Below are 25,624 nucleotides of genomic sequence, written 5' to 3' on the forward strand. Positions count from 1 at the left end.
CGGGCGCACCCGGAACGACGGGCGCACCCGGAACGACGGGCGCACCCGGAACGCCAGGCGCAGCCGGAGTGCCCGGCGCGCCAGGGCCACCGACCCCCGCTCCACCCACTCCCGTTGCTCCCACTCCCGCTCCACCGACCCCCGTGTCACCGACTCCCGCGCCGCCGCCGCCCGTGTTCTGCGTGTACCAAGCCGGCGGCGCGTAGTCGATGGTGAACTCGCCCGTCGTCTCGATGGCCGTCTCCGCGTCGGGCTGGTCATCGCCGGGTGTGGCCCAGCCCCCGCGGATCCCGTCCCGATCGCTGCTCACAATTCCTCCTGGTGTGGTCGAGCACCCTCATGCCGTGCCATGGCGACCATTTGCGTGTCCTGCTTTTTTTCTGCGTGTCTTGTCTGTCGTCCGAGGGGATCAGAGGCCGTCTGACGTCGTCCGATGCGACCCTCCCCCCGGAGACGCCGACGCCGATCCGCTGGTTTCCGGCATCGCGCCCCGTACCAGCCTAATCATCGGACGGCCCGCCTCGGCAGGCCCGCCCACCCCTCAGCGCCAGTCCACCACGTTAGGCACTCCAAAGGCAGGCCGAGAAAGCCCGGCGCAAGCGCACCAGACCATCCGACAAAACGGCCATAGCGGTTCAAGTGCCGCACAGATGAAGGGAGATGAAGGGAGATGAACGGAGGTGAAGGGAAGCGAAGGGAGAAGGCCGACTCGACCGGTTCCCATCGCCGCCGCTTCAGTCCATCCGTTTCAGTCCATCCGTCTCGGTGTACCCAGCAACCCGATCTCCGCGTCCGTGGGCTGTGTCATCACATACTGCCGGTCCCGGTCCGCGCACCACAGGGTCAGGCCGTCGGCGAGGGTGGGCAGGGTCTCCACGTCGGGCCGGGGCAGCGCCAGCGCCCGGCCCAGTTCCGCGGCCTCGTCCGGCGAGATCCGCTGCACGCCGACGAGCCGCGCCTGCCGGATCAACCGCGGGGCGACCGGGCTGAGATACGGCAGCAACGTCAGCACGGACTGCCACGGCCCGGAGCTGACCCGCCCGCGCGGCGGCCGCATCCCGCAGTCCCGCACCACCAGCACGGGCGTGCCCGCCGAGGCACCCTGCGGAGGCACCCGGCCCACCTCGTACACCGCAAGCCCGTTCTGCCCGCCGCCCATCGCGTGCACCATCTGCACCCAGGCCTGCGGCCGCCCCGTCTCCACGGCCACCCGCGCCCCGGTCGCCGCCGCCCGCAGCGCGAGCACCTGCGCGGTCCACAACCCGCCGATGAGGACGACGTCGTACGGCGTGGGCCGATTGATCCCCAGCACGGCCGGCCGCCCCTCCCCACCGACCCCGATGACGACACCGTCGTCCCCGATGGGCAGCGCGAGCGCCGCCAGTTGGTCCACGGACACCGAGTGCCGTCCGTGCCGCGGCCCGATCAGGCCGAAGCCGCTGCGCGGGGAGCGGCGTCCCGGCTGCCCCGACCGGCCGGGCTGGTCGGGCCGGCCGGCGGACGGTTCCGGTTCGCCGGAAGTGATGGTTCCGCGTGGCGTCGTAGTCGTCACCGGGCACCTCCGAGGGGCAGTGTCGCGAGCATGCCGGGCACCTGCTCCCGGTCGAGACGGGCGAGCGCGGCGCCGGTGTGCCGGGCCGCGCCCTGCACCGCGCGCCGGGCCGCCACCAGTTCGTCGTCGCTGCGTCCGGTCACCCGGACATGCCCGGTCAGCGACACCTCCTGCCGGTCACCGTGCGCGAGCGTGACACTGAACGTCGTGGCGAGCGCGGGAACGGCCGTGACCAGGGCGACGAACTGCGGCAGCGACGGAGCGTCTCCCCCGCCCAACGAAGGCCACCGGCGCAGCCAATACGTGGTGTGGCGGCGGTTGTCGCAACGCCAGCTCCGGCTGGTCTCCTCGGTGCGCCGCTCCACCGTCCCGGTCCGCCCGGCCTCCGCCGTCACCAGCGGGTTGGCGCAGGCCGACGTGGCGATGGCGGCCGTCAACTCCTCCTCGTCGAGGACGGTCGCCCGGAATCCGGCGCCCGTCAGCCGGCTCGCGAGGTGATCCGCCGCTCGTACGACACACTTCTGCGCGCCGGTCAGACCGCCCCCGCGGACGGCCACGGCCTCCGGACACAGCTCCGGATCCAGCTTCAACGCGATCCAGGTGATGCGTACCGCAGGCGCTCCGGTCTGCTCCTGCAAGGGCGCGTAGTTGGTCACGGCCACGGACTGCCGGGGCAGATGCAGGGCGGGCGCGGGCTGTGTGTGCAGCACGATCTGGGCGGACTCCAGGCGGATGCCGTCCACCTCGAGGGCGTCCCGCACCAGGGCGAGCGGCAGCGGCTGCCGGCCGCGCTCGGCGCGCAACGCGGTCGCGTCCGCCTCCACTTGGAGGACGACGGTGACGAACGTGCCGTCCCCGACGAGCCCGACGGGCCGCCGGTCACGGCCGCCGTGGGCGTACGTCCGCAGCCCGGGATCGCACTCCACGGCCGGCCCGAACCCCGGTTCCGTGCCGGGCGGTATCACCAGCCGGGCGGCCACGCGCCGACGGGCCTTCAACTCCCGTGCCGTGGCCAGCCACTCCGGCAGCGAGCGGCCACGCCGACGAGCGAAGGCGAGGACCACCAGCACCGCGGCGATCACCCCCGCCACCGCCAGCACCACGGGCCCGCTCACCCAGCCGACGAGCAGGACGGCCGCCGCGATCTCCAGTACGACAAGGCGTTGCAACCGGAACGCCCCGCCCTGCTCGGCGCGCGCCTTGAGCGCGAGCGTGGCCGGCGCCGACGACCGCGCGGACCGCCGGGACCGCTCGGGCGGCTGTGGACCCGCCGCCGAGGAGCCCCGGTTCCGCGACCGCCCGACGGAGCGCACGCCTGTTCCCGAAGCCCTCACTCCATCCCCCCGTTCCGCTCACGATTCGCCCGTGTTCCAGCACCGCACAGGGCACTCGACGGCCCAGGAACCCTACCCGCTCCCCAAGCCCCCACGGTTACCGGGCATAGTAGGTGGCCGCTCTGACATCAGCGACGGGGAACCGGGTCCACCCGCGCCGCGGAGCACGCGGACCGGCCGGAAAACGGGGAGTGACGGGCACAGATGGCATCACGGCGGGACCAGCTCAACGCCTACACCTTCGCGAAGCGCCGGATGCTCGCGGCCTTTCTGCAGCCGTCGCCCGACGGCTCGGAGGAGGGGGCGCCGCGCCCGCTGCGCGCGATCCTGCCCGGCATCGTCGTCGGGGTGATCGTCATGGCCGTCTTCGGGGCGTGGGGCATGTTCAAGCCGACCGCGCCGAAGGGCTGGGATCTGCCCAACGCCAAGGTGATCGTCGCGAGCAAGTCGACCACGCGCTACGTCGTCCTGCGGACCGGCAAGGAGGTCCAACTGCACCCCGTCCTCAACATGGCCTCCGCCAAACTGCTCCTCGACGAGGGACAGGGCGACGTGGTGACCGTCTCGGAGTCCGTCCTCGACAGCGGCAAAATCCCGCACGGCGTGACCGTCGGCATCCCGTACGCCCCCGACCGGCTGCCGTCGGCGTCCGAGGCCGGTACCGGGAAGCGCTGGGCGGTCTGCGAGCGGCCGAGCGCGGGGGGCGGCGACTCCGTCCAGAAGGCCGCGCTGGTCCTGGCCGCCCGGGAGAAGAAGGCGACCGACGGCGCGGAGCGGCTGCACGGTGGCCAACTGCTCTACGTGGCGGACCCGGACGGCAAGCGCTACGTCGTCGACGCGAACGGTACGGCGTATCCCATCGGCAAGAGCGACGAGTTGCTGCTGCGCGCGGTGGTCGGTTCCGGCCGGCAGCCCCAGCGGGTGTCCGCGGAATGGCTGGCGACCCTGCACCGGGGCGACCCGATCGCCTTCCCGGACGTTCCCGGGCAGCCGGGCGCACCGGCCGACGCGCCCGGTCAGCTCGACGAGTCGGCCGACAGGGTCGGCATGGTGCTCAAGGCGTTCGACAACAAGAAGGAGCAGTACTACGTGGTGTTGAGCGGCCGGGTCGCCCCCGTGTCCGCGTTCGTCGCCCAGCTTCTGCTGTTCAGCAAGGACCTGGCCCCGCTCGGCCAGGCCGGTCACGCCCGTGAGACGGGCCCCGGCGCGATCGTGCCGGGCGAGGCCTTCGGCACCGGGCAGCGCTGGCCGGCCGGGGATCCCGTGCCGGTCAACGAGGCGTCGTCGGCCGCCGGGAGCCGTAGCACGATCTGCACCGTCCTGCGCGGTGTGAACGCCGAGTCGGGCGCCACGACCCTGAGCACCTGGGCGGGCACGGAGTTCCCGGCCCAGCTCCCCACCGGTTCCTCCAGTGCCTACGTCACGCCGGGCTCGGGTCAGCTCTACCGCCAGTTCCAGGGCGAGGAGACCAAGGCCGGCCCGGTCTTCCTGGTCACCGACACGGGCCTGCGCTACGTGCTCCAGTCCAACGGCGACAGTGCGACGGCCGACGCGGGCATCGGCACCACCGCGAAGAAGCGCGAGCAACTCCAGCAGGAGGCGCAGCAGGCCCAGACGCTGCTGGGCTACAAGGACGTCCATCCGGCGCCGATCCCGGCCGCCTGGTCGGAGTTCCTGCCCACCGGCCCGCGCCTGTCGACGGCGGCGGCACGCCAGCCCCAGGGCTCGTGAGGAGGCGGACGAGGGTGCTCCGTACGACGATGACGCTGCGTACGACCGTGCTGCGTACGACGCTGATGACGGCCGCGGCCCTCCTCGCCACGGCGACGGTCCTCGCGCCCCCCGCAGCGGCCACGCCAGCCGCGTCGGCCGTGGGCAAACTGCCCTACTCGGACCAGTGCACGTTCCCCAACGGCGAGTACCCGGGCCGTCCATGGGCGCTGCAGCGCGTCCTTCTGGACGAACTGTGGAGCCGTTCCAAGGGCAAGGGCGTCCGGGTGGCCGTCATCGACACGGGCGTGGACGTCAAAAACCCGCAGCTCACCGACGCGGTGGACGTGAAGGCAGGCCGCAACCTGCTGCCGAGGAACCTCAAGGACGACAACGGCGACCCGATCGAGCGGGGCGACGAAAACGGCACGACGGACACCGTCGGCCACGGCACCAAGGTCGCCGGCATCATCGCGGCCCGCCCCCTCGACGGTACCGGCTTCGTGGGCCTGGCCCCCGAGGCGACGATCATCCCGATCCAGCAGAACGACGCCGAGGGCCACGGCGACACCAAGTCCCTGACCACGGCGATCGACTACGCCGTCCAGGCCGGGGCCGGGGTCATCAACATCTCCCAGGACACGTCGAACGCCATGAAGCCGTCCCCCGACCTGGAGAAGGCGATCGACGAGGCCCTGGACCGGAAGATCGTGGTCGTGGCGTCGGCGGGCAACGACGGCCTCGGCGGCAACGTCAAGGAGACCTATCCCGCCTCCTACGAAGGCGTCCTGGCGGTGGCCGCCTCCGACCGCAACAACGAACGCGCCTCCTTCTCCCAGTCCGGCGACTTCGTCGGCGTGGCGGCCCCCGGCGTCGACATGATCTCCACGGTCCCCCAGGGCGGCCACTGCTCCGACAACGGGACGAGCTTCTCGGCGCCGTACGTGGCGGGTGTGGCCGCGCTGCTCAAGGCGAGGCACCCGGACTGGACCGCCCGCGAGATCGTCGCCCAGATCGAACAGACCGCGGAACGCACGATCGCGGGCCACGACCGGCTGGTCGGCTGGGGCGTCGTCGACCCGGTCCGCGCACTGACCGAGGACGACCGTCCCATCGAGTCCCCGAGCCCCAAGGACGGCCTGGGCAAGGCCGAGGCCCCGTCCCCCGCGAAGTTCCGGATCGGCGAGACCCCCGACGAACGCAACGCGCGTCTCGCCACATACGTGGTCGTGGCGGCGGCGGCCCTGGTCGCGGGCCTGGGCGGCACGGCGGTCGCGATCCGGGACGCGCGGCGGCGGGCACGCAGGGTTGCGGGGGCGGAGTAGCAGGCAGCGGCCATCTCACCGTGCAGCGCGCCGAGTTGAATCGTGTGGTGGCCACCGACTTAGCATCATCGCAACAGCAGGCGACGTGTGATGCCGATGTGACAGGGGGGCGGAGGTACAGCATGGGAGTGCCGGGAGCCGGCTCAGGGCAGGGTGGCGGCCCAGATCTTCGGGCGTCCGCGACGGACCTCACCAAACTCGCCGATGACCTCGACGGCATGCAGGATCACCTGGACAAGCAGGTGCGGCGCATGGACGCGGTCGTCGACGGCATCGAGGCGGGCTGGCGCGGCCCGGCGGCGTCGGCCTACCGCGACTTCCACCGGGCGGCGGCCGAGGACGCCGTACGCATCCGCGAAGTGATGAAGCTGCTGGCGGAGGCGGTACGGCTGAGCCGCGACGGCTTCTCCCGGGACGACCTCGAGGTGCTCGCCCGGATGCGGCGGATCCAGGTGGACGTCGACAGCGAGGTCGACCGCCTGTCGACGCCGAACACCGAGGCGCCGACGTCGGCGCCGCGTAGCAGCCTCGACTCGTTCTGACGCGGGCCGAGCAGCCCATGCGCGACGCAGTCGCCGATACCGAGGGGGAAAATGACGAACGGCGCCGCACCCGACGACCACATAACGGTCTCCTTCGCCACGCTCCACGAGCTGGCCGCCGATCTGGAGGACATCCTCAAGAAGCTCAACGAGAGACTGGACGGCCTCCACGACCGCGTCGTCCCGGTCGTCGAGGCCTGGGAGGGCGAGACGCGTGAGGTGTTCGTCGACAAACTCGATGAGTGGAACCGCTCGGCGCAGGACCTTCAGGCCGCCCAGAAGTGGCTGCACGCGTATGTGACCACCGGCCACATCAACTACGCGGCGGCGCACCGGGCGGTGCTGCGGGGCTGGGGAGCGCTCTGATGGGAACGCCGACTCCTTCCCAGAGCGGCACCATCGATGTGAAGCCGTCTCACCTGCGCTACGTGGCAGGCGGCTTCGCCGGGCAGCAGACGCCCTTCGACAAAGCCGCCAAGGATCTGCTCACCGAGCTGAACAAGTACCCGGACGCCGGTGGGTTCGGGACGGCCGCCGAGGATTTGGCAAAGGCGTACGTCGAGGTCGGCACTCTCTACCTCAAGGTGTGGGCCAGGTCCGTGGAGAGCATCGGCGGCGCCGGTGTCGGCTTCGCCACAACTGCCAACAACTACGCGAAGGCCGAGGCGGCGAACGACGCCTCCGGCAAGACCAAACCCCAGACGCAGCCACCGCCGCAGGTCATCGAGAAGGCCCCGGACTATGGTTCCGTGCCCGATCTCAAATGGGGTGACGACGACGGCGGCGACGATTTCATCCGCTCACTTCTGGAATGCATACCCGATGTCGTCTGGCACATCATCCGGCCCCTCCTGGAGCACGCCTTCCGCTGGGGCAAGGTGGCGGAGGTCTACCCCTATCCGCAGCAGCACTATCTGAACTCCCTCTCCCAGGACTGGGCGGACATGACCATCACGCTCTCCATGACGGAGAGCACGCTGACCGGTCTGGTGAGCGGTATCACGCAGCAGAGCAACAGCGAGTGGTATGACGCCATGCGCCAGTTCTGCAGCTCCCTGTGGGGAACCTCCGCATGGGGGAAGAATCCTCAGGACTCCCCCTACAAGTGGAAGCACGACAGCGCTTCCAGCCCCACCGCCACGCACCCGGTCATGTCGGTTCTCTTCGACAGCGCGAAGAAGATCAGCGATGTGTTGCGCGAGTTCGCCGAAGCCGCGGTCGAACTGAACGGCAAGGTCTGGGACGTCTACTTCGAAGCCGTGAAGCAGGCCGTCGGCAAAATCGACCTCAGTGACGGCCTTGACATGGACGACGTCAAGGAGGGGGCGAAGACGGTCGGCCGCGTCATGAAGGGGATCTTCACAGCGGGCGCGGAACTCAGTGCCGAGATCACGCTCAACATCGACACCGCTGCCCTGAACGCGGTGGTGGAGCACTACAACAGCCGGGTCGACGCCCTGACGCCCCAACTCCGCGCGCTCAAGACGGATCTGGCGGAAGCAGAGCTCAGCGCTCCCCGGTACGCTGCCGAGGAGGCACGGGCAGAGGCATTCGGTGCGCGGGCCCTCAACGAGTTCAAGAAGGAACACCAGTGGACCGTGCCGGACGACTCGGCGGGAAACCACAGGTACCCGCTCGATCTGGCCGGCCAGGAATACATTGCGAACTCCCATGGAGTGGACAAGCACATCGGAAAGGACAACGCTCAGCTCGCCCAGCGGCTGCGCGACCAGACCAACATTCCTGCCGCCTCCACCTTTGAAACCATGACGGACGCCCAGAAGTACACGCAGTTGTGCGTCGACAAGAACCAGGACGATATCAAGCGCTACCTGGACAGCGGGCCCCCGTACCATCCGCCGAACAAGGTCTTCACCTATCATGACGCAAATGGTCCGGTGACAGGAAGAAGTATTTCCAAGGCGGACTACCAGGCCGGCCTGAACTCCCATCAGCCGCCGAATGTCGTCGATTCGCACGGCGTGCAGATTCGGGTGAAGCCCGATCCGGGAATGGACCCCCCGTTCACCCTCATAACGTCCACCCCCACGAAGAACTGACAGGCAGAATCGAGGAGTGGCCGAGAGACATGCTCAGCGAAGACACGATCAACTACTTCCGCTTCGCAGGTGCGCGGGCCTTGCTGTCGGTGTTTCGCGACGGCCGAGTGATCGATCATCTGGAGGAACGCGACGCCGTTCTGGAACCGGTTCTGCGATCCCTTTGGCTGGCGGGAAGAAGCGGCGGACGGAACCTCTATGAGGTGGCGGCGCAGGTACGCCTGATCGCCGACGCCCTGGAACAGGCCTCGGAGAGCGGTACTGGTACGGCTGTGCCCGTGGACCTGGGTGAACTCATCGCCGCGTGGCCTACGGACGAGCCGTGGAGGGCGCTGCGAGCCGTTGCCGTGCACACGGAATCCTGGGAGTCGGGCTTCGTGACCAAACTTCTTCGGGCGACCCCCACGAGTTGGGAACTCGGCTGCCGCTTCCCCCAGTTGACCGAGTTCCTTCAGAACTACTACGACCAGGACGGAATGGCGACCGAGGAGGACATGACCGAGGCCGAAGGGCTCCAGCTCTTCATCGACCACTGTCACCCCATCTGCCTGTGGTGCCTTCCTCCTGTCGTAGCGGAGTGTGCTGAAGCGCTGGCCATCTTCCACAGCGAGGACACGCTGCGACGGTTCTTCGAAGAGGAACACGGCCTGGGGTCAGGAACCCTCGCCTGGTCGGACTGGCTCCCCCTCATTATCGACACCTTCACCGCGCACATGCGCGAGTACCACGCGCCGGACTGATCAGGAGCCACATGATGCGCAGCCGCACTGCCACCTACCCCGATCGCGAGACCGCCCAGTGGGCCACCCAGCAGGTTGTCACCGTCAACGAGCAGGTCATCCACCGCTGGCTGGCCGAGTCCACACGCTGGCGTCTGACCATTGAGGCATCATGGCCGTCGCGCTCCGAGGCGGTGGGCCGAGTACTGCTGCAGGCGATGCTGCTGGCCGGCCGGGAGCCCGTTGACGTGCGCGCGGCCCGGGTGATCCTTCAGCGGGACGCAAGCCGCCCCCACGGCTTCGCCATCCACGCCACCTTCCCCGTCTACCTGTAGAAACCTGTAGAGGCTGCCCACCGTGCCCTTGAGCCCCCTCGAACACGACCGCCGCTACGGCGAACTGGACCAGGTCATCCGCTCCTACGCCGGCCAGTCGGCGAACGACGCCCCCGACAGGTCGAGCCCTGCCCTGACGGCCTACCTGCGACAGACCTGGCACACCCGCCCCTGGGCCCTGGCCGTGGCGGAGCGGCAACTGCGCGAGTACGCCGACAACCCGCCGGGCCGACTCCGGCTCCGTCTGGGCGAGTTCTACGCGATCCCGGACGTCGGTCTGCCCGAGGGCGAGATCCAGCAGTGGCTGTACTGCCTGGCCGACCAGATCAAGCACAGCATCGAGCAGGGCGACGTCCCGCCCATGGCCGTCCCCGCCACCCACTGGGAGTGGCACGCCCGCTTCCCGGAGCTGGGCCAGTTCCTCGGCGGCTGGTTCTCGCAGGACATGCCCGACGAGTTCGACGACCACGACGCGGCCGTCGACGACTACCGCACCACCACCGACCCGCACCTCGTGGCCCGCCTCGTCGGCGAACTGCACGAACTGCTCGCCCTCGACCTGGACGAGTCCGACTACGCCTTGTCCGTCGCCGAGTTGGGCATGGAGGTGGACCCTCCGGCCCCGTACTCACCCAGCGGCTGGCTCGCGCTGGTCGCGGGCCGACTGAGCGCTCCGCGCGCCGACTACGGGCCCGGCGCGCAGGCGGACGCGCCCTGACAGAGAGCCGGGTCATCCCGCGGTCAAGTACTGATCTGGCCAGGGAAAAACACCTGTATGGGTTCCGCATGCGTCGACCCCGTCAACCTGATATAGCCGGACTTGCCCGAAAGTCTCCTGGCTACGGTGGTGCCGCCACATCATCCGCAGGTCCACGGGGAACAGGAGACGGCGGTGGGCACACCAATTCGTTCACGCCTCCTCGACTACATCGAGGCAGAGCCGCCCGCAGGGGTGCTCCCGGCGTCTCCGGCAACGCCGCAGCCGGGCAGATCACGCCTTCTCGAATACGCCGAGGTCGCAGGGGCAGAACCAACCCGGCTGGCACTCCCGGGCCTCACACCCGGCATTCCCGCCTACCACACGCCCGTGTTCGTACCTGCCCATCCCCGGTACGCCGACGTCACGGGCGCGGACGGCCGCCCGGCCCGCGTGCCCTTCATCGCGTACGAACTCTTCGGGCACCCCATGGACGGCACCGGATCCGAGGCCGTGGCGTTCGCCTTCACCACCCGCGACCGGCTCGTCGCCGCGCTGGGCATGGCCCAGCCCTGGGTCGCCACCTCGATCGGCCCCCTGGCCGAGGCCGTCGCCGAGCACGACGTCACCGTCCTCCTCGACCCGCTGGTCGCGCCCGGCCACCACAACTGGCAGCCGGACGACCTGGCCGCCTACGCCCGGGAGGTGCGCTGATGCCGCCCGACTTCAAGGCCGTCCTCGGCGACCTCACCGCGATGTCCAAGACCTTCCACGACGAGGCCGTCAACTACCGCAAGCTGCACGCCGACGTCGCCCCGCCCCTCGTCAGCGGCGGCGACACCGGGCTCGACCACGCCCTCAAGGAGGTCGCCGACCTCATCGTCGCCCTGCACACCGGCTTCGCCGACCGGCTGGACGACCACGGCGACAAGGTGACGTACGCCCGCGACTCCTTCCAACGGCACGACATCGACGTCCACGGACTCTTCGACGACCTGATGGAGGGTGACGGCTGATGGCGGACAGTTGGGTCGGCGGCGACATCGGCGGACTGCGCACGATGGCCGAGACGTACCAGAACGCCAAGGACAAGCTCGACGACGTCATCACGCCGATCAGCCGCGCCGTCGAGGCGCTGGTCGGCGATGCGGCCTGGAAGGGCGAGGCGGCGGAGACCTTCCGCGCCACCTGGAGCGAGGACGCGCTGACGGCAGGCGCGTACGCCAACCTCGTCCACGACGCGGGGGACATCCTCTCCGACCTCGCCGACGCGCTCACCACCTGCGAGACGGCCCTGCAGAACGCCGAACACGTGGCGACCCGCAACGGCGTGCTCATGGGCGCGATGGGCGTGCCCCGGACGATCGTCACCGCGAACCCGCCGAGCGCGCAGGACCAGAAGACGATCTCCGCGATGGGCGAGTACGACAAGGTGCGCCAGGAGGTGCTGCACACGGCGCAGCACGCCCGGCTGGTGGCGGCGGACAAGCTGCGGGGGCTGTACGGACAGGTGACGGCACCCGCATCCACCGGCGACAAGGTCACCATCGCCGACTATCTGCGCGGGCTGTACGCCTACGATGCCGAGGACGCCCGGGTCGACGGAGCGAAGGCCCGCACCAAGATCGACGATGCCAGGGCCGAGGAGCGGGCCGCCAAGAAAGACCTCCGCGCGGAGCGCAAGGCGTACCAGAAGGCGGGCCGCGCACTGCCCGCCGACCTTCCGGCCAAGGGCGCGTACGCCGACGCGGTCATGAAGGTGGACTCCCTCGAAGAGGCCATGGCCCGCGCGGACCACGGCAGCACGGCACTGCCGTACGACCGGGCCCTCAACGTCAAACTGGCCGACGCCGCAGACGCGCTCCGCGCGGGCAAGAGCATGGAGAAACTGCCGGACTTCCTCAAAGAGGTACCGGTCCTGGATGTCGCCGCGGCCGGTGCCTGCGGAATACTCGAAGCCTCCGACGACCACGACAAGGGCTGGTCGTGGCAGAAGTCGGTTGCCGTCGACGGCGGCGCGAACATCGCCGGTCTGGTGGCCGGAACGGCCGTCACGGCGGGCGTCGTGGCCGCCCTGCCCTTCGAGGTGCCCGCCGCCGCGGTGGCCGTGGGCGGCGGCCTGGTGGTGATCGGTGCCACCGGCATCATCGACCACTCCTTCCACGAGCACTGGAGTGAGGACATCCACGACCACGGTGTGGTCGGCGGGGTGTTGCACGGCACCGGTGACGTCCTGTCGGACACAGGGCACGACTTCATACGACTGGGGAAGGACGTTTGGCATGGCGTCACGAGCATCTTCTGAGATCCCCGCTTCGGTGGCGCATGTCCGGATCCCAGCCCTTCAAGGACTCGGCACCACCTGGTTCCAGCGCGGTGCGCGCTACTGGCTGCGCCGGGCCTGGACAGCCGTACTTCTGCTCACCGTCCTTGCCTTCCTGTGCTTCGCCTCGATCAGTCTCTACCAGGGATTTCGAACTGTGTTGCCGCCGACCGTGCGCACGGCGTGGGACTGGGCTCAGGTTGTCGCTTCCTGTATCGCCGTGGTCTGGGGGTGGTTGGTGCAGCGTCGGCGCCACCACAAGGACCTTCTGGATCCGCCTGCCCCCGACGAGTTCCGCGCGCGCAAGCGCGACGAGACCCGCCGCTCCACGGGACTGGCCGTCGTCGGCCGCGCGCTGGTGCTGATCGCTGCTCCCGTGATGCCGGCGCTCGCCGCGTTCGCCCTGGGGTGGAGCGTCGCGATGCTCACCGTGCGCGAGTACCCCAGCGAGGTCGGGGCGCGGCTCTGGTTGCAGGGGAAAACCTCCCGAACATGACGGACGCCGGGGTGTCGGGTCGGTATGTGGCGTTCTGCAAGGAATGAGATGAGTGCATATCGGCGCCGGCGCGGCTGTCGCATAGGGCAGTTGGGGCTGTCGGAGGAAGTCATTACAGTGGTTGCACTGCAGTCGTGAACACTTGAGAGGCGTGGGCTGAGCTGCTCAGGACGAGTGGCGGAAAACGGGGAGAGTGGCTGTCGTGATTCCTGCGGACATGGGCGGGGGCCTCGCTGACGTACGGCGTGGCTACATGGCGCTCTCGACGTTCAAAAAGCGGGTGGACGACCTGCTCACGGCCTTCGAGAAATCGGCGGGCGGCTCGGCGAAGGTCGCGGACCACAGCCTGTCGGAAGCCACGTTCGGAGCGGGCGACTTCCCGGAGGCAAAGACGCTCCATCTGCAGTACGCGCGCGTCCACGAGCGCATCACGGCGCTCTCCAAGTCACTGGGACTCCAACTCGAGGCGATGCAGATCGCCGTGCACGGCGTGGACGTCACCTTCGACAACCTCGAAGAGGACCTTCGGTACCGGTTCCACGAGATCCGCACCGAGGTCAACCGTGACCGGGACGAGGCGCTGAACAAGCAGATCCAGCGGACCAACGACGCCGACCACACCGACGCGGGGTACTGATGAGCGGCGACAAGAAGAAGCCGGACCACTACCAGGCGGAACGCCAGGACGCCGTCCGGCAGAACACCGGCGTGGACGACGTCGTGCACAAGGCCGCGGTGCTCAGCCCCCCGGCACCCGGCAGTCCGGGCGGCTTCGGCAAGACCAGCTTCGAGGGCTACGACCTCAACGCCATGATCGACATCGTCGAGTCGGCGAACCCTGCGACCCTGGAGAGCGCCGCCACGGCCCTCGTCGACGCCCGGGACGCCATCAACGACGCCGCCAACGAACTCAGCCGCAACCTCGGCGACGTCGACTGGGAGGGCGAGGCCCACACCGCCTTCTACACCTGGGGCATGAACCTGACGACCACGGCCCTCGCGCTCGCCGGTTACACCGACGAGGTGGGCACCCAGGTCCTGGCGGCAAGCTCCGGCCTCGCCTCCGTACGCAAGTCCATGCCTCCCCGCGACAACCGCATCGACCCCAAAAAGGTCGACGACATCCCGACGCCCCAGCGCGTCGACGGCAACGCGGAGTACACGGCGGCGGTCAGTGCCGAGAAGGACCGCCAAGAGGCGATCAACCAGATGTACCGGCTGGCCTCGTTCTACACGGTGTCGAGCGGGATGATGCAGCTGGCGGAGGAGCCGGTGTTTCCAAAGATGCCGGATGTGGGGGTGCCTGAGCCGGAAGACTTTACTCCGGTCAAGGAACCGCCGGGCCAAGGATCTCTTGCAGCAGCAAGTGGATCAGGAACCACACGCCGGCACTCTGTGGACACCATGGTGGAGCGACCGCGTGCGGAGGACTTGCCGTCATCCCCCAAGAGCGGGGACGAGACCGTCAGGCTTCCCGAACGGCATGTGGGCACGGAGATCGACAGCGTCGGTACGTTGCCGCCCCAGGACACCATGAAGCCGACGACGGTCACACCCCCCTCGACGGCAGGCCCCAACGCAACCCCTGCGGGAACGCTTCCTCCCTTTGCCCCCGTCGGCGTACCCCCTACTTTCCGAGGGCCGGCCGGACGTACCTCAGGGTTCGGAGGCGCGCCGGGAAGCAGGGTTCCCGGCACGTCGCAGGGGCGAGCCGGCGGCGTGCCTGGCGGCACTGCGGCAGGGCGTACGGGAACCGGCCCCATGGGGCAGGCGGGACGTGCCGCGGCAGCAACAGGGAAGACGGGCGGCCGCACCACTGGTCCCATGGGGCGAGGTGTGGTCGGCGGGGCGCCGAAGACTGGCGGGCAGGCGGCCGGACGCACCGGCAGTGTCCCACGCAGTCCCGTGACCGGCATGGGTGCCACGAACCCCGGGCGTCCGGGCGCTGGACGTACCGGTGCCGCACGAACGGGCGACGGCGTTGTCGGCGGGAGGCCTGCCACCCGGGGCGCCCCCGGCACCAACGGTTCCAGGTTGCCGCGCGGTACGGTCGTCGGCGGCGAGGGCGCGTCCACCTCGCGTGCCGCGGGCGAGAAGCCCGGCCAGCGTGGGGTGATCGGGACATCCGACTCCACGACGGGAAAGGGCGCGGGACAGGCGGCTCGCCGCCCTGTCGGCAGCCCGGACGGTGTGGTCGGAACGCCGAAGGGGCGAGCTTCCGGAAGCAAGAACAGTGGGAACACACCCGGCGGCCCGGGCGCGGTGCGTGGTTCTGCGCGCAAACAGGGTGCAGGCGAGACACGTTCGCGCCGTGACGAGCGGCGCGATGATGCGTCGCCAACCGACTGACCGGACAAGAGCGAGGACAGACAGAGGCATGGTGGCAGGGAGCAGCCGACGCGGCGGGCGGAGCGCGTCTTTCGCGGAACAAAACGGGAGACGGGTTTCCGCCGTCTGTTCAGCGCTCGGCGCCTTGGCCGTCCTCTCGGCAGGGCTGGCTCCGAGCGCGTCGGCCGCCGACGTCCAGTCCCAGCAGTGGTACCTGACGGCGATGAAAGCCGAAGAGATGTGGAAGGTAAGTACCGGCAAGGGCGTCAAGGTGGCCGTTGTCGATACGGGGGTCAATCCCGAGACCACTGCGTTGAAAGGGCAGGTGCTCGTTGGGGAGGTGTCCAAAGCTGTCGGTTACAAAGCGACAAATGACTCTTCGGGCCACGGGACGAGCATGGCGGAATTGATCGCCGGTACTGGCGCCGGTGGAGGCCTCAAGGGCCTAGCCCCGGGGGCGAAGATCGTTCCCTATCGGGTCGCGATCCGCGGATTGGACAGCGCCACCGAGACGCGGAAGGCACCCGCACTGGCGGACGTGATCAGATCAATTGCTGACAGCGACATCAAAATCATCAGTATGTCCATCACTAGCGACATTGATGACCCTGAGGATCTCGAGGCGATCAAGTACGCCCAGTCCAAGGGAAAGTTGATGATCGCCGGTACCGGCAATGATGCACAAAAGAAGAACTTCATCGGCTACCCGGCCGCCTACCCCTACGTAGTCGGCGTTGCGGCATCTGACGAGTCTGGCAAGGTCGGAAAGTTCTCCGAACACGGCAACTACGTCGACCTGGCATCCCCCGGCCTGAACGTCCCCACTTGGTGCGATAACACGTTCCGTTCCTACTGCACAGGCCAGGGCACCAGCCAAGCCACCGCCATCGCCTCCGCCTCCGCCGCCCTCGTCTGGTCCGCCCACCCCAAGTGGACCGCCAACCAAGTCCTCGCCAGCCTGATCGACACCGCCGGACGTGACTGGGCGAAAAACAACCCGAGTACATACCTCGGATACGGACTGATCCGCCCCCGCATGGTGCTGGAGAACAGCGCTTTCAACCCCGGCCCAGCCAACACCGACCCGCTCGCCAGGGAAAACGCCACGGGCGTCACGGACAAGACAGGTACCTCACCCTCCGCTTCCGCATCAACCCCGTCACAGCCCTCGAAGGGCACTTCAGACGGCCAGACTTCGGCGGCAGGATCAACCTCCGACACTTCCGACACCTCCGGCAACACCACGATGTGGGTTGCGCTCGGAGCCGCGGCGGCTGTCCTTGTGATCGGCGGTGGCGCCTTCGCGGTGATCCGCTCACGGCGAGGTGCCTGAACGACCCACACACGACGACCGGTCACACACAACGGTTCTGGCGCAGTGAGGCGCGCAGAAACGAACCACAGCTCACGAAAGGGAGTGCCGAAATGGTCGACCGCAAGCTCAATGACGGCGATGTACAGAAGCTCCAGAAGGAAGTCATCGATCGATACGACAACATCAGGGGCTCCCTCGCGAAACTGCAGGGCACGATCGACATGATCGAGAAGGCGTGGACCGGCCAGGGTGCCAACGCGTTCAACGCCAAGCAGACGGAGATCAACGGCCACATGGTCGGGATCGGCAAGATGCTCGACGACTTCCTCGAGGGCATCCACATGACCAAGACCGACAAGCAGAACCTCGAAGACCAGATCACGGCCGACATGACCAAGATCTCGGTCGAGGATCTCGGCGGAAAGAATTCGGCGCTCAGCAGCTACTGACGAGCACGAACCACTGGTCGCGCTGAACCTCACCGTTGCCCGGACTGCGAAGTCCGACTGAAATCTTCAGAGAAACGAGGGAAACATGTCCGGAGCCCATTACGAGGAACTCGCCGTCACATACGGCACCATGGACGCGCTCGCCACCGAGCTCGGCACCCAGGCCACGAAGCTTGAGGAAGACCTCGAAGCGCTGAGGCAGGCCGTGCTCAACGTGTCCGCGGGCTGGGGGGGCGAGGCGTTCCAGCAGTTCCAGAGCAAGAGCGAAGAGTGGAACAAGCACGCCCGGGGTATCCACGCGGCGCTGCTCCAGATCTCGCACCAGGTCCACGGCGCCGGCGGTGACTACCGCGGCGGCGACCTGAAGGGCGCCAGCTACTTCATGTAAGGGCAAGCACGTACTTCGGAGCACAGGGTGGGCACGCACGGGAGGTGCCCACCCTGTGCTCTGCCCTCGTCCGGAAGGTTGGGCACTCGGACTGAGCGCAAGAGGTGGCGGCTAAGGTGGCAGAGCGGCAGGAAGCGGGGATCTGAAAGCGTTCTCGACCCCGTGTTGAGCTGTCGACAGGCATCGCGGAGATTCGCAATGTTTCCGGCCCATGCTCAGTCGGTGGACTCGTCGCTCTCGGCCGTGTCGGGCTCAGGGGTACTGGTTGGCGGCTTGGGCACCACATAGGACCCCTTCCCGGACACGGTGTAGATCAAGCCACGCTCACGCAGCTCCCGCATGGCGCGGCGTACGGTCATATGAGCAATGCCGTACTCCTCGGAGAGTCGGAGTGACGCGGGGATCATGCGGTCGGGTGGGTATTCCCCGCTGCGGATCCTGGAGTCGATCACGTCAGCGAGCTGCACGTACAGCGGTCGGCCTGATTCGGGGTCAAGGGACATTCCTCGACGGTAGGCAGCCGCACCATGCTTGCCACCTTTAGCTCTAGCTACATCTGGATACATCAAGCTGTATCAGGCTAGGTGGATGGTGCAAGGGACCCCCGCGACGGGTGGAGCCGTCCGGGGGCATGGCCGCCAACCCAACGGAGGTTGATGACAGTGAGTATTATCCACGCCGTCTCGACCTTGCGTCGGCGGCCGTCGGGGCCCTGCCCGTGGTGTTCAACGGCACAGCCACCGCCCCGGTCCGCCCGTAACAAGTCACGAACTACAGCTGCCGTGGCTGTTCGCGCTGCTGCTGGGGGCGGCGCTGGTCTGGAGCTGAGTTTCAATATTAGAACTGCTCAATTTTCTGGCCGTCCGGAATCTGGTAACAGCCGGACACTACGAAGAAGTTGAGATTCGGTGGTTTGTCCTTGGCCTGGTAGGTCAGGTTGACGCTGAATTTCTTCGTGTCGTTGTCGGCCGTAAGGCTGAGATTCTTGTTCCGGCTGCTGTCCGGTCCGTAGTCGACGACCTTCCAGCCATGCTTGGGAAGCTCCGCTTTCAATCGTTCCATCGTGCCTTCGAGCTGCTGGAGCGAGGACGGCGTGAAGGACCATGAGTGGAAGATCTGGAAGTACTTCTCCGGGTCCTTCTTGCCGCATTCCTTGACTCCCGGCCCGGTGTTGGATGCCTTCCCCTCGAGCCCGATCAAGTTGTACAGCTCACTGGAGGCCTGCTTTGTGTCCTCGGCTGCGTCGCTCGACGTGCTGATGCCGGAGGATGGGATGTCGTCGGAACTGGTGGTGTCAGTCATGCTGCATCCGGTGAGGGTCGCAAGGGCGGTGGACAGGGTGAGCGCGATTGCGCCCAATTTCGTCTTCAAGTTGTGAGCCTCGCTTGATCGAACCGGGACACGGGCCGGTCTTTTGGTCAGGCAAGCCATGCTTCCTACTTCACATGCGCCCAAGGGTCCGGCGGCGGCTTCAGCTGTACGTCGTCAAACTTTCCGACAGTGACCCGGGCCTGATTCCGTAGGCTGTCGGAGCCCACATCCCAGTAACCGCTGTGGCCCTCGGTGTCCGTGGTCATCTGGTTGGCGCCGAAGCTCGGATCGCTGGGGATTACCCAGCCGTCCCCGCCGTGGCCGAAACGGCCGATGTCAGGCGCAGGGTCTCCGTCTGCCTCCTCGTTCCACACATGCCCCTTGGGGACGTCCATCTCCTCGGCATGGGACACTTTGACGCCGGGGCTGCCGGCAAGGACCACGTCGTCGGCATTGAGATGCCCTGTCTGGGCCGCAGCTCCCACGAGCGTTGTTCCGTACGAGTGTGCAATCACGGTGCGGTGCGGATCTGAATCTCCCGAATGCGATGCGTCAAGTCCGTCCATGAAGTCGCGGAATGCCGGTGCGCCATCATAAGCATAATGCTCGAACGGTGAATCCTTGACGAGTTCCTGAGGGGCGTCGTATCCGAGCCAAGTGATCGTGGAAACGGGCTGACCGTGCGCTTCCGTATTGGCCACACGCCACAAATCTTTCATACGGGTGATATCGCCGTCGACTTTCCCTAGATTCGACGTTGTGCCTGGCACATACACTGCCTGGTGATCGGCTGTGTCGGGGTTCCCGTTTGCGACGATCGCCCGGCCGTGGCCCTCCGCGCTGAAGCCCAGCAGGTACGCCTCAGGTAGCTCGCCAATCCCCGTCGCGTCGAATCGGGTCTGGATGGCCTGCATGCCCTTGAGGGATTTGGTGAGATGGTCGTACCGTTCCCCGTACTTATTGTACCAATCCATCCAGTCATCGGTATGAACCTTGGACGCATAGCCCCCGGCGGAAATCCACGTCCACTCATTGGGTGGCGGCGCCGGAATTGAGTTCAGCTCCGTCTGCATCTTGCCTCGTGTCTCGTCGAACACGATGCGGTTGGCCTTGTCTCGGACCGTGGCCGGCAGTCCGTCGAGCGCGCCCACGGAATCGGGGCGCATGGAGATCCACGCTGCCTGCTGTTCCGCGTCGAGGCCCTTCCACCACTCCGCGTTGTCCTTCGGACTGCCATACTTGGGTGGCTGCGGCAGGGAGTCGAGGTACTTCTTGCCCGCCTCGGTCACGCCCTTCGTGTCCGAGGACACGTCGGCCCAGTCGCCGTCGGAGATGGTCAGGTCGTCGTCCGCCTTCAGCGCGCGCAGTTTTGGCGCCCACTTCTCGTCGGCCTCCGTCGCCTCCTTGAGGGCATGAGCGATCTGGTCCGCGTAGTCCTGCGCGAGGCGGTGGTTGGGATTGGGATCGAAGTTGGCCGACTGGCGGCCGATCGCGGCGGCCGTGCCGTCCGTCAGGCCGCTCACCGTGCCGCCGTCGGGAATCTTGCCGTCGGCGTCCTTCTCCCCGCCCGCCGGATAGGACACCGAACCGTCGGCGTTCACCGTGAGCTTCGCGGCCTGCGCACCATCGAGCGCTGCGTCGAGCTTGGACTTGGCGGCTCCCACCTCGTATGAGAAGGCTTCAAGCGCGGTGCTGACCAGGCCGCATTCGACCTGGACGTAATGGAAGTTCTTTCCCAGCTCCCCCAGTTGCTTGATCGCCGCGCTCGCGGCCTCGCCCTTCAGGGAGTTCCGCATGGCCACGGTGATCTGGCTCTCGATGCGGTCCTTGACCGCGCTCGCCATGTCGGAGGTGCTGCGGTATCCATCGGCCGCGTCGGAGTACTCGGTCGGCCTGAGTTTCTTGAGCGTTGCAAGGTCCATGACGTCTCGTTACCGCCCCTTGTCCTGACCGCCGACAGCCGTAGTGTCTCCGTACTCCACCTTCAGGTTGCCGATCTCGACCTCGATCGCCTCATCGGTCTTCAGCTGGTCGTTGCCCGCCTTCTCCAGCAGACCCGAGAGCTTCCCGCAGCGTCCGCTCACGTTCTTGACGTAGGTCTCCCACGAGGCGTGTACGTCTTTCTGGGCCGTCGCGGTCAGGCAGCCGGCGTCCTCGCCAAGGCCCTTCTGCCCGTCCGTCAGCTTCGCCATCGCCTTGCTGATGTCCTCACGGAGCGAGCCGACGTCCTGGCCGGCCTTCGACCAGGCCGGCTTGTTCGACACCAGCGTGCCGGTGCCTCCGCCCGGGTCAATTGGTACGTGGTTCAGTTGCATCTGGGCTGCGTGCTGCTCCGCCGCCGCACTCTTGAGCTGCTCCCACTCCTCCCACGCCATGCGTGGACCCCTTCCCCGTGTCCCCGTGAAACCCGTCCGTCGGACGGGACAGTTCCGCCCAGCTACTGACAGGCGGATCCGTGAGCTCAGTTCAAGTGAGTTCACGGATCTCACCATACTTTCCACAATTCACTGCTGTACGGCTTGACATCGGTGGAGCAGGGCCCACCGGCGGCGCCGCCGAGGACATCCCTTCCGAGGCCAACTGCGCCCGCCAACTGCGCCCGCCAAGTACGCCCGCACATCACACCCCCTCCGCCACCAACCCCACCTGCACCAACGGCTTCCCCCGCCGCCGCGAGACAAAGACCCCCCGCCCCGCGGGCATCGGACGAGGCCGGACGCCCCCCAGGAGGTCCCCCTCCCCGGGGTCACCCGCCAACACCACACCCTGCGCCCCGAGTTCCTTGATCCGCTGCATGAACGCCTCGTACGACGCCCGCCCCGCACCCGCCGTCGACCGCGCGATGATGAACCGCACCCCCACATCCCGGGCGAACGGCAGCAGCTCCGTCAGACCCGCCAGCGGGTTTCCGCTCGACGTCGCCACCAGGTCGTAGTCGTCGACGACGACGTACACCGTCGGCCCCCGCCACCAGCTTCGGTCCCGCAGTTGCTGGGCGGTTACGTCGGCGGTGGGCGTCCGGCGTCGCATCAGGTCCGCCAGCGCGGCCATGTGGTGGTCCATGGCGTTGGACATGGGGATGTACTCGGCCAGGTGGGACGACGGGGTCACGTCCAGCAGGGACCGCCTGTTGTCGACCACGAACAGCTTGCACTCGTCGCCCGAGTAGCGCTCCGTCAGTTGCTTGATCAGCAGCCGCAGCAGGTTCGACTTGCCGGACTCGCTCTCGCCGAGGACGAGGAAGAACGGGTCCTGCTCGAAGTCGACGTAGACCGGCTCGAGGTTGTTCTCGTCGAGGCCGAAGGCCACCCCGCGGCGCGGGAAGCGGCCGCCCGGGGGCAGCTGACCCGCCGGGAACTCGCGCGGCAGCAGCCGTACCTCGGGAGCCGGCGGCGCCTGCCAGTGCCGGGAGACCTCCGTGGCCAGCGCCTGCGTGGCGTCGGAGAGGTCGGTGTCGGAGGCGAGGCCGTCGATCCGCGGCACCGCCGCCATGAAGTGCAGTTTCTGCGGAGACTGGCCACGGCCCGGAACGCCCGCCGGGACGTTCGCGGCGCCCTTGCGGTCGATCTCGGAGTCCATCGTGTCGCCGAGCCGCAGCTCCAGGCGGTTCATCAGGTGGTCCTTGAGGGCGGCCCTGACCTCCATCGAACGCGAGGCGGTCAGCACCAGATGGATGCCGTAGCCGAGACCGCGCGCCGCGATCTCGTGGATGATCTGGTCCATCGCCTCGTAGTCCGCGCGGAAGTTCCCCCACCCGTCGATGACCAGGAAGACATCGCCCCACGGCTGGTCCGTCACCGCGATGTCCCCCCTCGCCCGCCTGGCCCGGAAGTCCGCGATCGAGGGGATCCCGGCCGAGCGGAAGTACTCCTCGCGGCGGGTCAGCACGCCGTACACCTCGGCCACCGTGCGCCGCACCCGCTCCGGGTCCAGCCGCGAGGCGATCCCGCCCACATGCGGCAGACCGGCCACCGTCGCCATACCGCCACCGCCGAAGTCGAGGCCGTAGAACTGGACCTCGGCCGGAGTGTGGGTGAGGGCGAACGCCGAGATCAGCGTGCGCAGCAGCGTCGACTTGCCGGACTGCGGGCCGCCGACGATCTGCATGTGGCCCGCCGCGCCGGAGAAGTCCACCCAGAGGGAGTCGCGGCGCTGCTCGAACGGCTTGTCCACCAGACCGACCGGCACGACCAGACGGCCCGCGCCTTCGTAGCCCGGCTGCGTGAGCCCGCGGCCCGGCACCGCCGTGAGCCCCGGCAGGAGGGCGTCCAGCGACGGCGGGCTGTCCAGCGGCGGCAGCCACACCTGGTGCGCCGCCGGACCCTGTGCCTCCAGCCGGCGCACGATCACGTCCAGCACGGTGTCGGCGAGAGCCTCGTCGACCTCCGGACCGTCCCCGGAACGGAGTTGCTGCGGCACGGCCGCGTACCGGACCGGCACCTCGGCCGAGGTGAACAGCACCGGCCGCCGGTCCAGCGGCAGCGAGCCGCCCCCCAGCGCCGCCCGCTGACCGCCCGCGCGGTGGACGCCGGACACGTACGCCGCCTTGAAACGCACCATCTCGTCCGTGCCGAACTTCAGGAACCCGGAACCGGGCACGTTCGGCAGCGAGTAGGCGTCCGGCACGCCCAGCGCCGCCCGCGACTCCGCCGCCGAGAAGGTGCGCAGACCGACGCGGTACGACAGGTACGTCTCCAGGCCGCGCAACCGCCCCTCCTCCAGGCGCTGCGAGGCCAGCAGCAGGTGCACGCCGAGCGAGCGGCCGATCCGGCCGATCTGCACGAACATCTCGATGAAGTCCGGCTTCGCCGTCAGCAGCTCGCTGAACTCGTCGATCACCAGGACCAGGGAGGGGATCGGCTGCAGGGCGGCACCCGCGGCCCGCGCCTTCTCGTAGTCGTGGATGTTGGCGTAGTTGCCCGCGTCCCGCAGCAGCTCCTGACGCCGGTTGAGCTCGCCCCGGATGGAGTCGCCCATCCGGTCGACGAGCGTCAGATCGTCCGCCAGGTTGGTGATCACGGCCGCCACGTGCGGCATCTGCGCCATGCCGGCGAAGGTCGCGCCGCCCTTGAAGTCGGCCAGGACGAAGTTGAGGGTCTCCGAGGAGTGGGTGACCGCCAGCCCCAGCACCAGGGTGCGCAGCAGCTCGGACTTGCCGGAACCGGTGGCGCCCACGCACAGACCGTGCGGGCCCATGCCCTCCTGCGCCGCCTCCTTGAGGTCCAGCATCACCGGACGGCCGTCCTCGCCCACACCGATCGGCACCCGCAGCCGCTCGGCCAGCGACCGCGGCCGCCAGGTGCGCAGCGGGTCCACGGACGCCGCGTCCCCGAGGTTCAGCAGGTCGGTGAAGTCCAGGTTCGCCAGCAGCGGCTCGTCGTCGTCCCCACCGGAGGCCATCCGCAGCGGCGCGAGCTGCCGGGCGAGCGCCTCGGCGGACTCCGGCGAGAGGACGTCGGGCGTCCCCTCGTAGACGGCACCGTGCGCCGACTCCAGCCGCAATACACCCGGTTGTACGAGGATGTCCAGCTCGCCACCCGCCCCCGTGAGCTCACCGGGGACGATCTCGAGGACCGTCACGCCCTGCAGCCCCTCCGGGTTGGCCAGGACCGAGTCCGGGGCGAGGGAGACGCCGTCCAGGACGACGACGATGTGCGGTTCGTCGGGCAGTGGCGCCGCGTGCGGGTGGAACCGCGGCCGGCCGGCGAGCCGGGCGCCGAGCAGGTGCTCCAGCTCACGGGTGTCGGAGCCGACCAGCCGGCGGCTGCCCGCCCCGTCCACGGCGCCGGACGCCTGGACGTGCGGCAGCCACTTCGTCCACTCCCAGTGCGGCAGCTCCGCCCGGCCTGCCGCGACGACGAGGACCAGGTCCTCGGACGAGTGCAGCGCGGCCAGCGAACCCGCCAGGGCACGGGCACAGGAGCGCACCGACTGCGGCTCGCCGCTGACCGTGACGTGGTAGAAGGCGCGCAGGGACACGGCCATCGGCAGGTCGTCCAGGCTGTCGTGGACGGCGAGGAAGCGCTGCAACGCACCCGCCGTCAGCGGCTCCAACTGCTCCACCGGGCCTGTCTCGGGGGCGACCAGCGGGGTGGCGAGCCCCTGGGCGCCGAGGCCGACGCGGACCTGCGCGAAGTCCTCGTCGCCGGGCCGCCGTTCCCACACCCGGCTGCCCTCGGCGACCAGGGCCCACAGTTGCTCGGGGGAGGGGTGCAGGTAGTACTGCGCGTCCCGCTGGGCCCGCGCGGTGTCGAGCGCGGTGCGCCGGGTCTGCGCCAGGTAGCCCAGGTAGTCCCGGCGCAGGTCCGCCAACTGTCCCTGCGAGCCGCGGCGGAAGCGCACCACCATCGCGATCGACATGGCCACGGTCGAGGCGATCATGACCATGCCCATGATCTTCATGAACGGCTGCCCGCTCGTGAAGAAGAAGACCACCGAACCGCCCATGCCGAGCGTCGGCAGCAGTTGCATCAGCACGCTTTCCTGATGGCCCCGCGGCAGCTCCGGCGGAGGTTGCAGGACGACCTCGTCCGTGGGCACCTCGGATGGCAGCGCCCGTGGCGGGCGCTTCACGACGACATGGCTCACTGCTCACCAACCCTCTTGCGAGGCCCCCGAAGTACCGTCCACCACCCCGTATCAGGCGGACGCAGGCCGCCGCGTGATCCTACTGACTACCCGTGCGACCAGAGGGCGGTAGGGTGCCGGATGTTCGCGTGAGCACACCCGCGGGCCGTGCA

At 68.4% G+C, this 25,624-nt stretch carries 25 protein-coding genes; 17 read left to right on the forward strand and 8 right to left on the reverse strand.

From position 1 onward, the window contains the following. From BMZ82_RS42025 to eccE, 3 genes are all read right to left on the reverse strand, one after another. Positions 1-310, reverse strand: a 310-nt coding sequence (locus BMZ82_RS42025) for an SCO5717 family growth-regulating ATPase (RefSeq protein WP_256252112.1), incomplete at its 3' end; no start/stop codon positions are given. A 438-nt stretch (positions 311-748) separates the two neighbouring features. Further along, complete coding sequence (locus BMZ82_RS25860) at positions 749-1,552, reverse strand: hypothetical protein (protein ID WP_093779797.1); 804 nt, start codon at positions 1,550-1,552, stop codon at positions 749-751. Continuing rightward, entirely contained in the window at positions 1,549-2,865 is a 1,317-nt protein-coding gene (gene eccE, locus BMZ82_RS25865) for a type VII secretion protein EccE (protein WP_093779798.1), read from the reverse strand. The genes BMZ82_RS25860 and eccE overlap by 4 nt, the downstream gene beginning before the upstream one ends. Before the next feature lie 225 nt (positions 2,866-3,090). On the opposite strand from eccE, the gene eccB reads away from it, so the two are divergent. From eccB to BMZ82_RS25950, 17 genes are all read left to right on the forward strand, one after another. Continuing rightward, positions 3,091-4,617 carry a type VII secretion protein EccB gene (gene eccB / locus BMZ82_RS25870; protein ID WP_093779799.1) on the forward strand — a complete coding sequence of 509 codons (1,527 nt, stop codon included), beginning with the start codon at positions 3,091-3,093 and terminating at the stop codon, positions 4,615-4,617. Positions 4,618-4,646: 29 nt separating this feature from the next. After that, positions 4,647-5,921, forward strand: a complete 1,275-nt coding sequence (gene mycP, locus BMZ82_RS25875; protein WP_093779827.1) for a type VII secretion-associated serine protease mycosin — start codon at positions 4,647-4,649, stop codon at positions 5,919-5,921. A 122-nt stretch (positions 5,922-6,043) separates the two neighbouring features. Beyond that, entirely contained in the window at positions 6,044-6,463 is a 420-nt protein-coding gene (locus BMZ82_RS25880; protein WP_093779800.1) for a WXG100 family type VII secretion target, read from the forward strand. A 51-nt stretch (positions 6,464-6,514) separates the two neighbouring features. Further along, positions 6,515-6,829 carry a WXG100 family type VII secretion target gene (locus BMZ82_RS25885; protein WP_093779801.1) on the forward strand — a complete coding sequence of 105 codons (315 nt, stop codon included), beginning with the start codon at positions 6,515-6,517 and terminating at the stop codon, positions 6,827-6,829. Then, entirely contained in the window at positions 6,829-8,523 is a 1,695-nt protein-coding gene (locus tag BMZ82_RS25890; RefSeq protein WP_177244669.1) for an RNase A-like domain-containing protein, read from the forward strand. Before BMZ82_RS25885 ends, BMZ82_RS25890 begins: the two co-directional genes overlap by 1 nt. A gap of 29 nt (positions 8,524-8,552) precedes the next feature. Beyond that, the gene (locus BMZ82_RS25895; protein WP_093779802.1) at positions 8,553-9,263 is read left to right on the forward strand and encodes a hypothetical protein; all 711 of its coding nucleotides are present in this window, start codon (positions 8,553-8,555) and stop codon (positions 9,261-9,263) included. 14 nt (positions 9,264-9,277) lie between these two features. Then, positions 9,278-9,577, forward strand: a complete 300-nt coding sequence (locus tag BMZ82_RS25900; RefSeq protein WP_093779828.1) for an RNase A-like domain-containing protein — start codon at positions 9,278-9,280, stop codon at positions 9,575-9,577. Positions 9,578-9,599: 22 nt separating this feature from the next. Then, positions 9,600-10,295, forward strand: a complete 696-nt coding sequence (locus tag BMZ82_RS25905; RefSeq protein ID WP_093779803.1) for a contact-dependent growth inhibition system immunity protein — start codon at positions 9,600-9,602, stop codon at positions 10,293-10,295. A 369-nt stretch (positions 10,296-10,664) separates the two neighbouring features. Beyond that, positions 10,665-10,988 (forward strand): SAV_915 family protein, encoded by a 324-nt coding sequence (locus BMZ82_RS25910; protein WP_256252110.1) that lies wholly within the window; start codon positions 10,665-10,667, stop codon positions 10,986-10,988. Beyond that, a complete protein-coding gene (locus BMZ82_RS25915) occupies positions 10,988-11,290 on the forward strand; it encodes a DUF6317 family protein (RefSeq protein ID WP_093779804.1) in 303 nt (100 codons plus the stop codon). The genes BMZ82_RS25910 and BMZ82_RS25915 overlap by 1 nt, the downstream gene beginning before the upstream one ends. Further along, on the forward strand, positions 11,290-12,579 hold the full coding sequence (locus BMZ82_RS25920; RefSeq protein ID WP_093779805.1) for a WXG100 family type VII secretion target: 1,290 nt from the start codon (positions 11,290-11,292) through the stop codon (positions 12,577-12,579). Before BMZ82_RS25915 ends, BMZ82_RS25920 begins: the two co-directional genes overlap by 1 nt. After that, positions 12,557-13,093: a hypothetical protein gene (locus BMZ82_RS25925; RefSeq protein WP_093779806.1), complete on the forward strand. Its 537-nt coding sequence runs from the start codon at positions 12,557-12,559 to the stop codon at positions 13,091-13,093. Before BMZ82_RS25920 ends, BMZ82_RS25925 begins: the two co-directional genes overlap by 23 nt. Positions 13,094-13,295: 202 nt before the next feature. After that, the gene (locus BMZ82_RS25930) at positions 13,296-13,730 is read left to right on the forward strand and encodes a hypothetical protein (protein WP_371271304.1); all 435 of its coding nucleotides are present in this window, start codon (positions 13,296-13,298) and stop codon (positions 13,728-13,730) included. Continuing rightward, positions 13,730-15,442: a WXG100 family type VII secretion target gene (locus tag BMZ82_RS40875; RefSeq protein WP_177244670.1), complete on the forward strand. Its 1,713-nt coding sequence runs from the start codon at positions 13,730-13,732 to the stop codon at positions 15,440-15,442. The genes BMZ82_RS25930 and BMZ82_RS40875 overlap by 1 nt, the downstream gene beginning before the upstream one ends. 202 nt (positions 15,443-15,644) lie before the next feature. After that, a complete protein-coding gene (locus BMZ82_RS25940) occupies positions 15,645-16,754 on the forward strand; it encodes a S8 family serine peptidase (RefSeq protein ID WP_093779831.1) in 1,110 nt (369 codons plus the stop codon). 92 nt (positions 16,755-16,846) lie between these two features. After that, the gene (locus tag BMZ82_RS25945; RefSeq protein ID WP_093779808.1) at positions 16,847-17,185 is read left to right on the forward strand and encodes a WXG100 family type VII secretion target; all 339 of its coding nucleotides are present in this window, start codon (positions 16,847-16,849) and stop codon (positions 17,183-17,185) included. 85 nt (positions 17,186-17,270) lie between these two features. After that, complete coding sequence (locus BMZ82_RS25950) at positions 17,271-17,573, forward strand: WXG100 family type VII secretion target (RefSeq protein WP_093779809.1); 303 nt, start codon at positions 17,271-17,273, stop codon at positions 17,571-17,573. Positions 17,574-17,788: 215 nt separating this feature from the next. Here the strand turns inward: BMZ82_RS25950 and BMZ82_RS25955 are convergent, their stop codons facing one another. The 5 genes from BMZ82_RS25955 to eccCa all read right to left on the reverse strand — a co-directional run bounded on the left by BMZ82_RS25955 (position 17,789) and on the right by eccCa (position 25,472). Further along, positions 17,789-18,076: a GntR family transcriptional regulator gene (locus BMZ82_RS25955; RefSeq protein ID WP_093779810.1), complete on the reverse strand. Its 288-nt coding sequence runs from the start codon at positions 18,074-18,076 to the stop codon at positions 17,789-17,791. A gap of 334 nt (positions 18,077-18,410) precedes the next feature. Next, positions 18,411-18,944, reverse strand: coding sequence for a hypothetical protein (locus BMZ82_RS25960; protein ID WP_177244672.1), 534 nt, complete (start codon positions 18,942-18,944; stop codon positions 18,411-18,413). A 65-nt stretch (positions 18,945-19,009) separates the two neighbouring features. After that, positions 19,010-20,806 carry an alpha/beta hydrolase gene (locus BMZ82_RS25965; RefSeq protein ID WP_093779812.1) on the reverse strand — a complete coding sequence of 599 codons (1,797 nt, stop codon included), beginning with the start codon at positions 20,804-20,806 and terminating at the stop codon, positions 19,010-19,012. Between the two features lie 9 nt (positions 20,807-20,815). Next, positions 20,816-21,259 (reverse strand): hypothetical protein, encoded by a 444-nt coding sequence (locus BMZ82_RS25970; protein WP_093779813.1) that lies wholly within the window; start codon positions 21,257-21,259, stop codon positions 20,816-20,818. Between the two features lie 244 nt (positions 21,260-21,503). Next, complete coding sequence (gene eccCa, locus BMZ82_RS25975; RefSeq protein WP_093779814.1) at positions 21,504-25,472, reverse strand: type VII secretion protein EccCa; 3,969 nt, start codon at positions 25,470-25,472, stop codon at positions 21,504-21,506. Positions 25,473-25,624 lie beyond the last annotated feature (152 nt).

The organism is Streptomyces sp. yr375 (assembly GCF_900110755.1).
Lineage (GTDB): Bacteria > Actinomycetota > Actinomycetes > Streptomycetales > Streptomycetaceae > Streptomyces.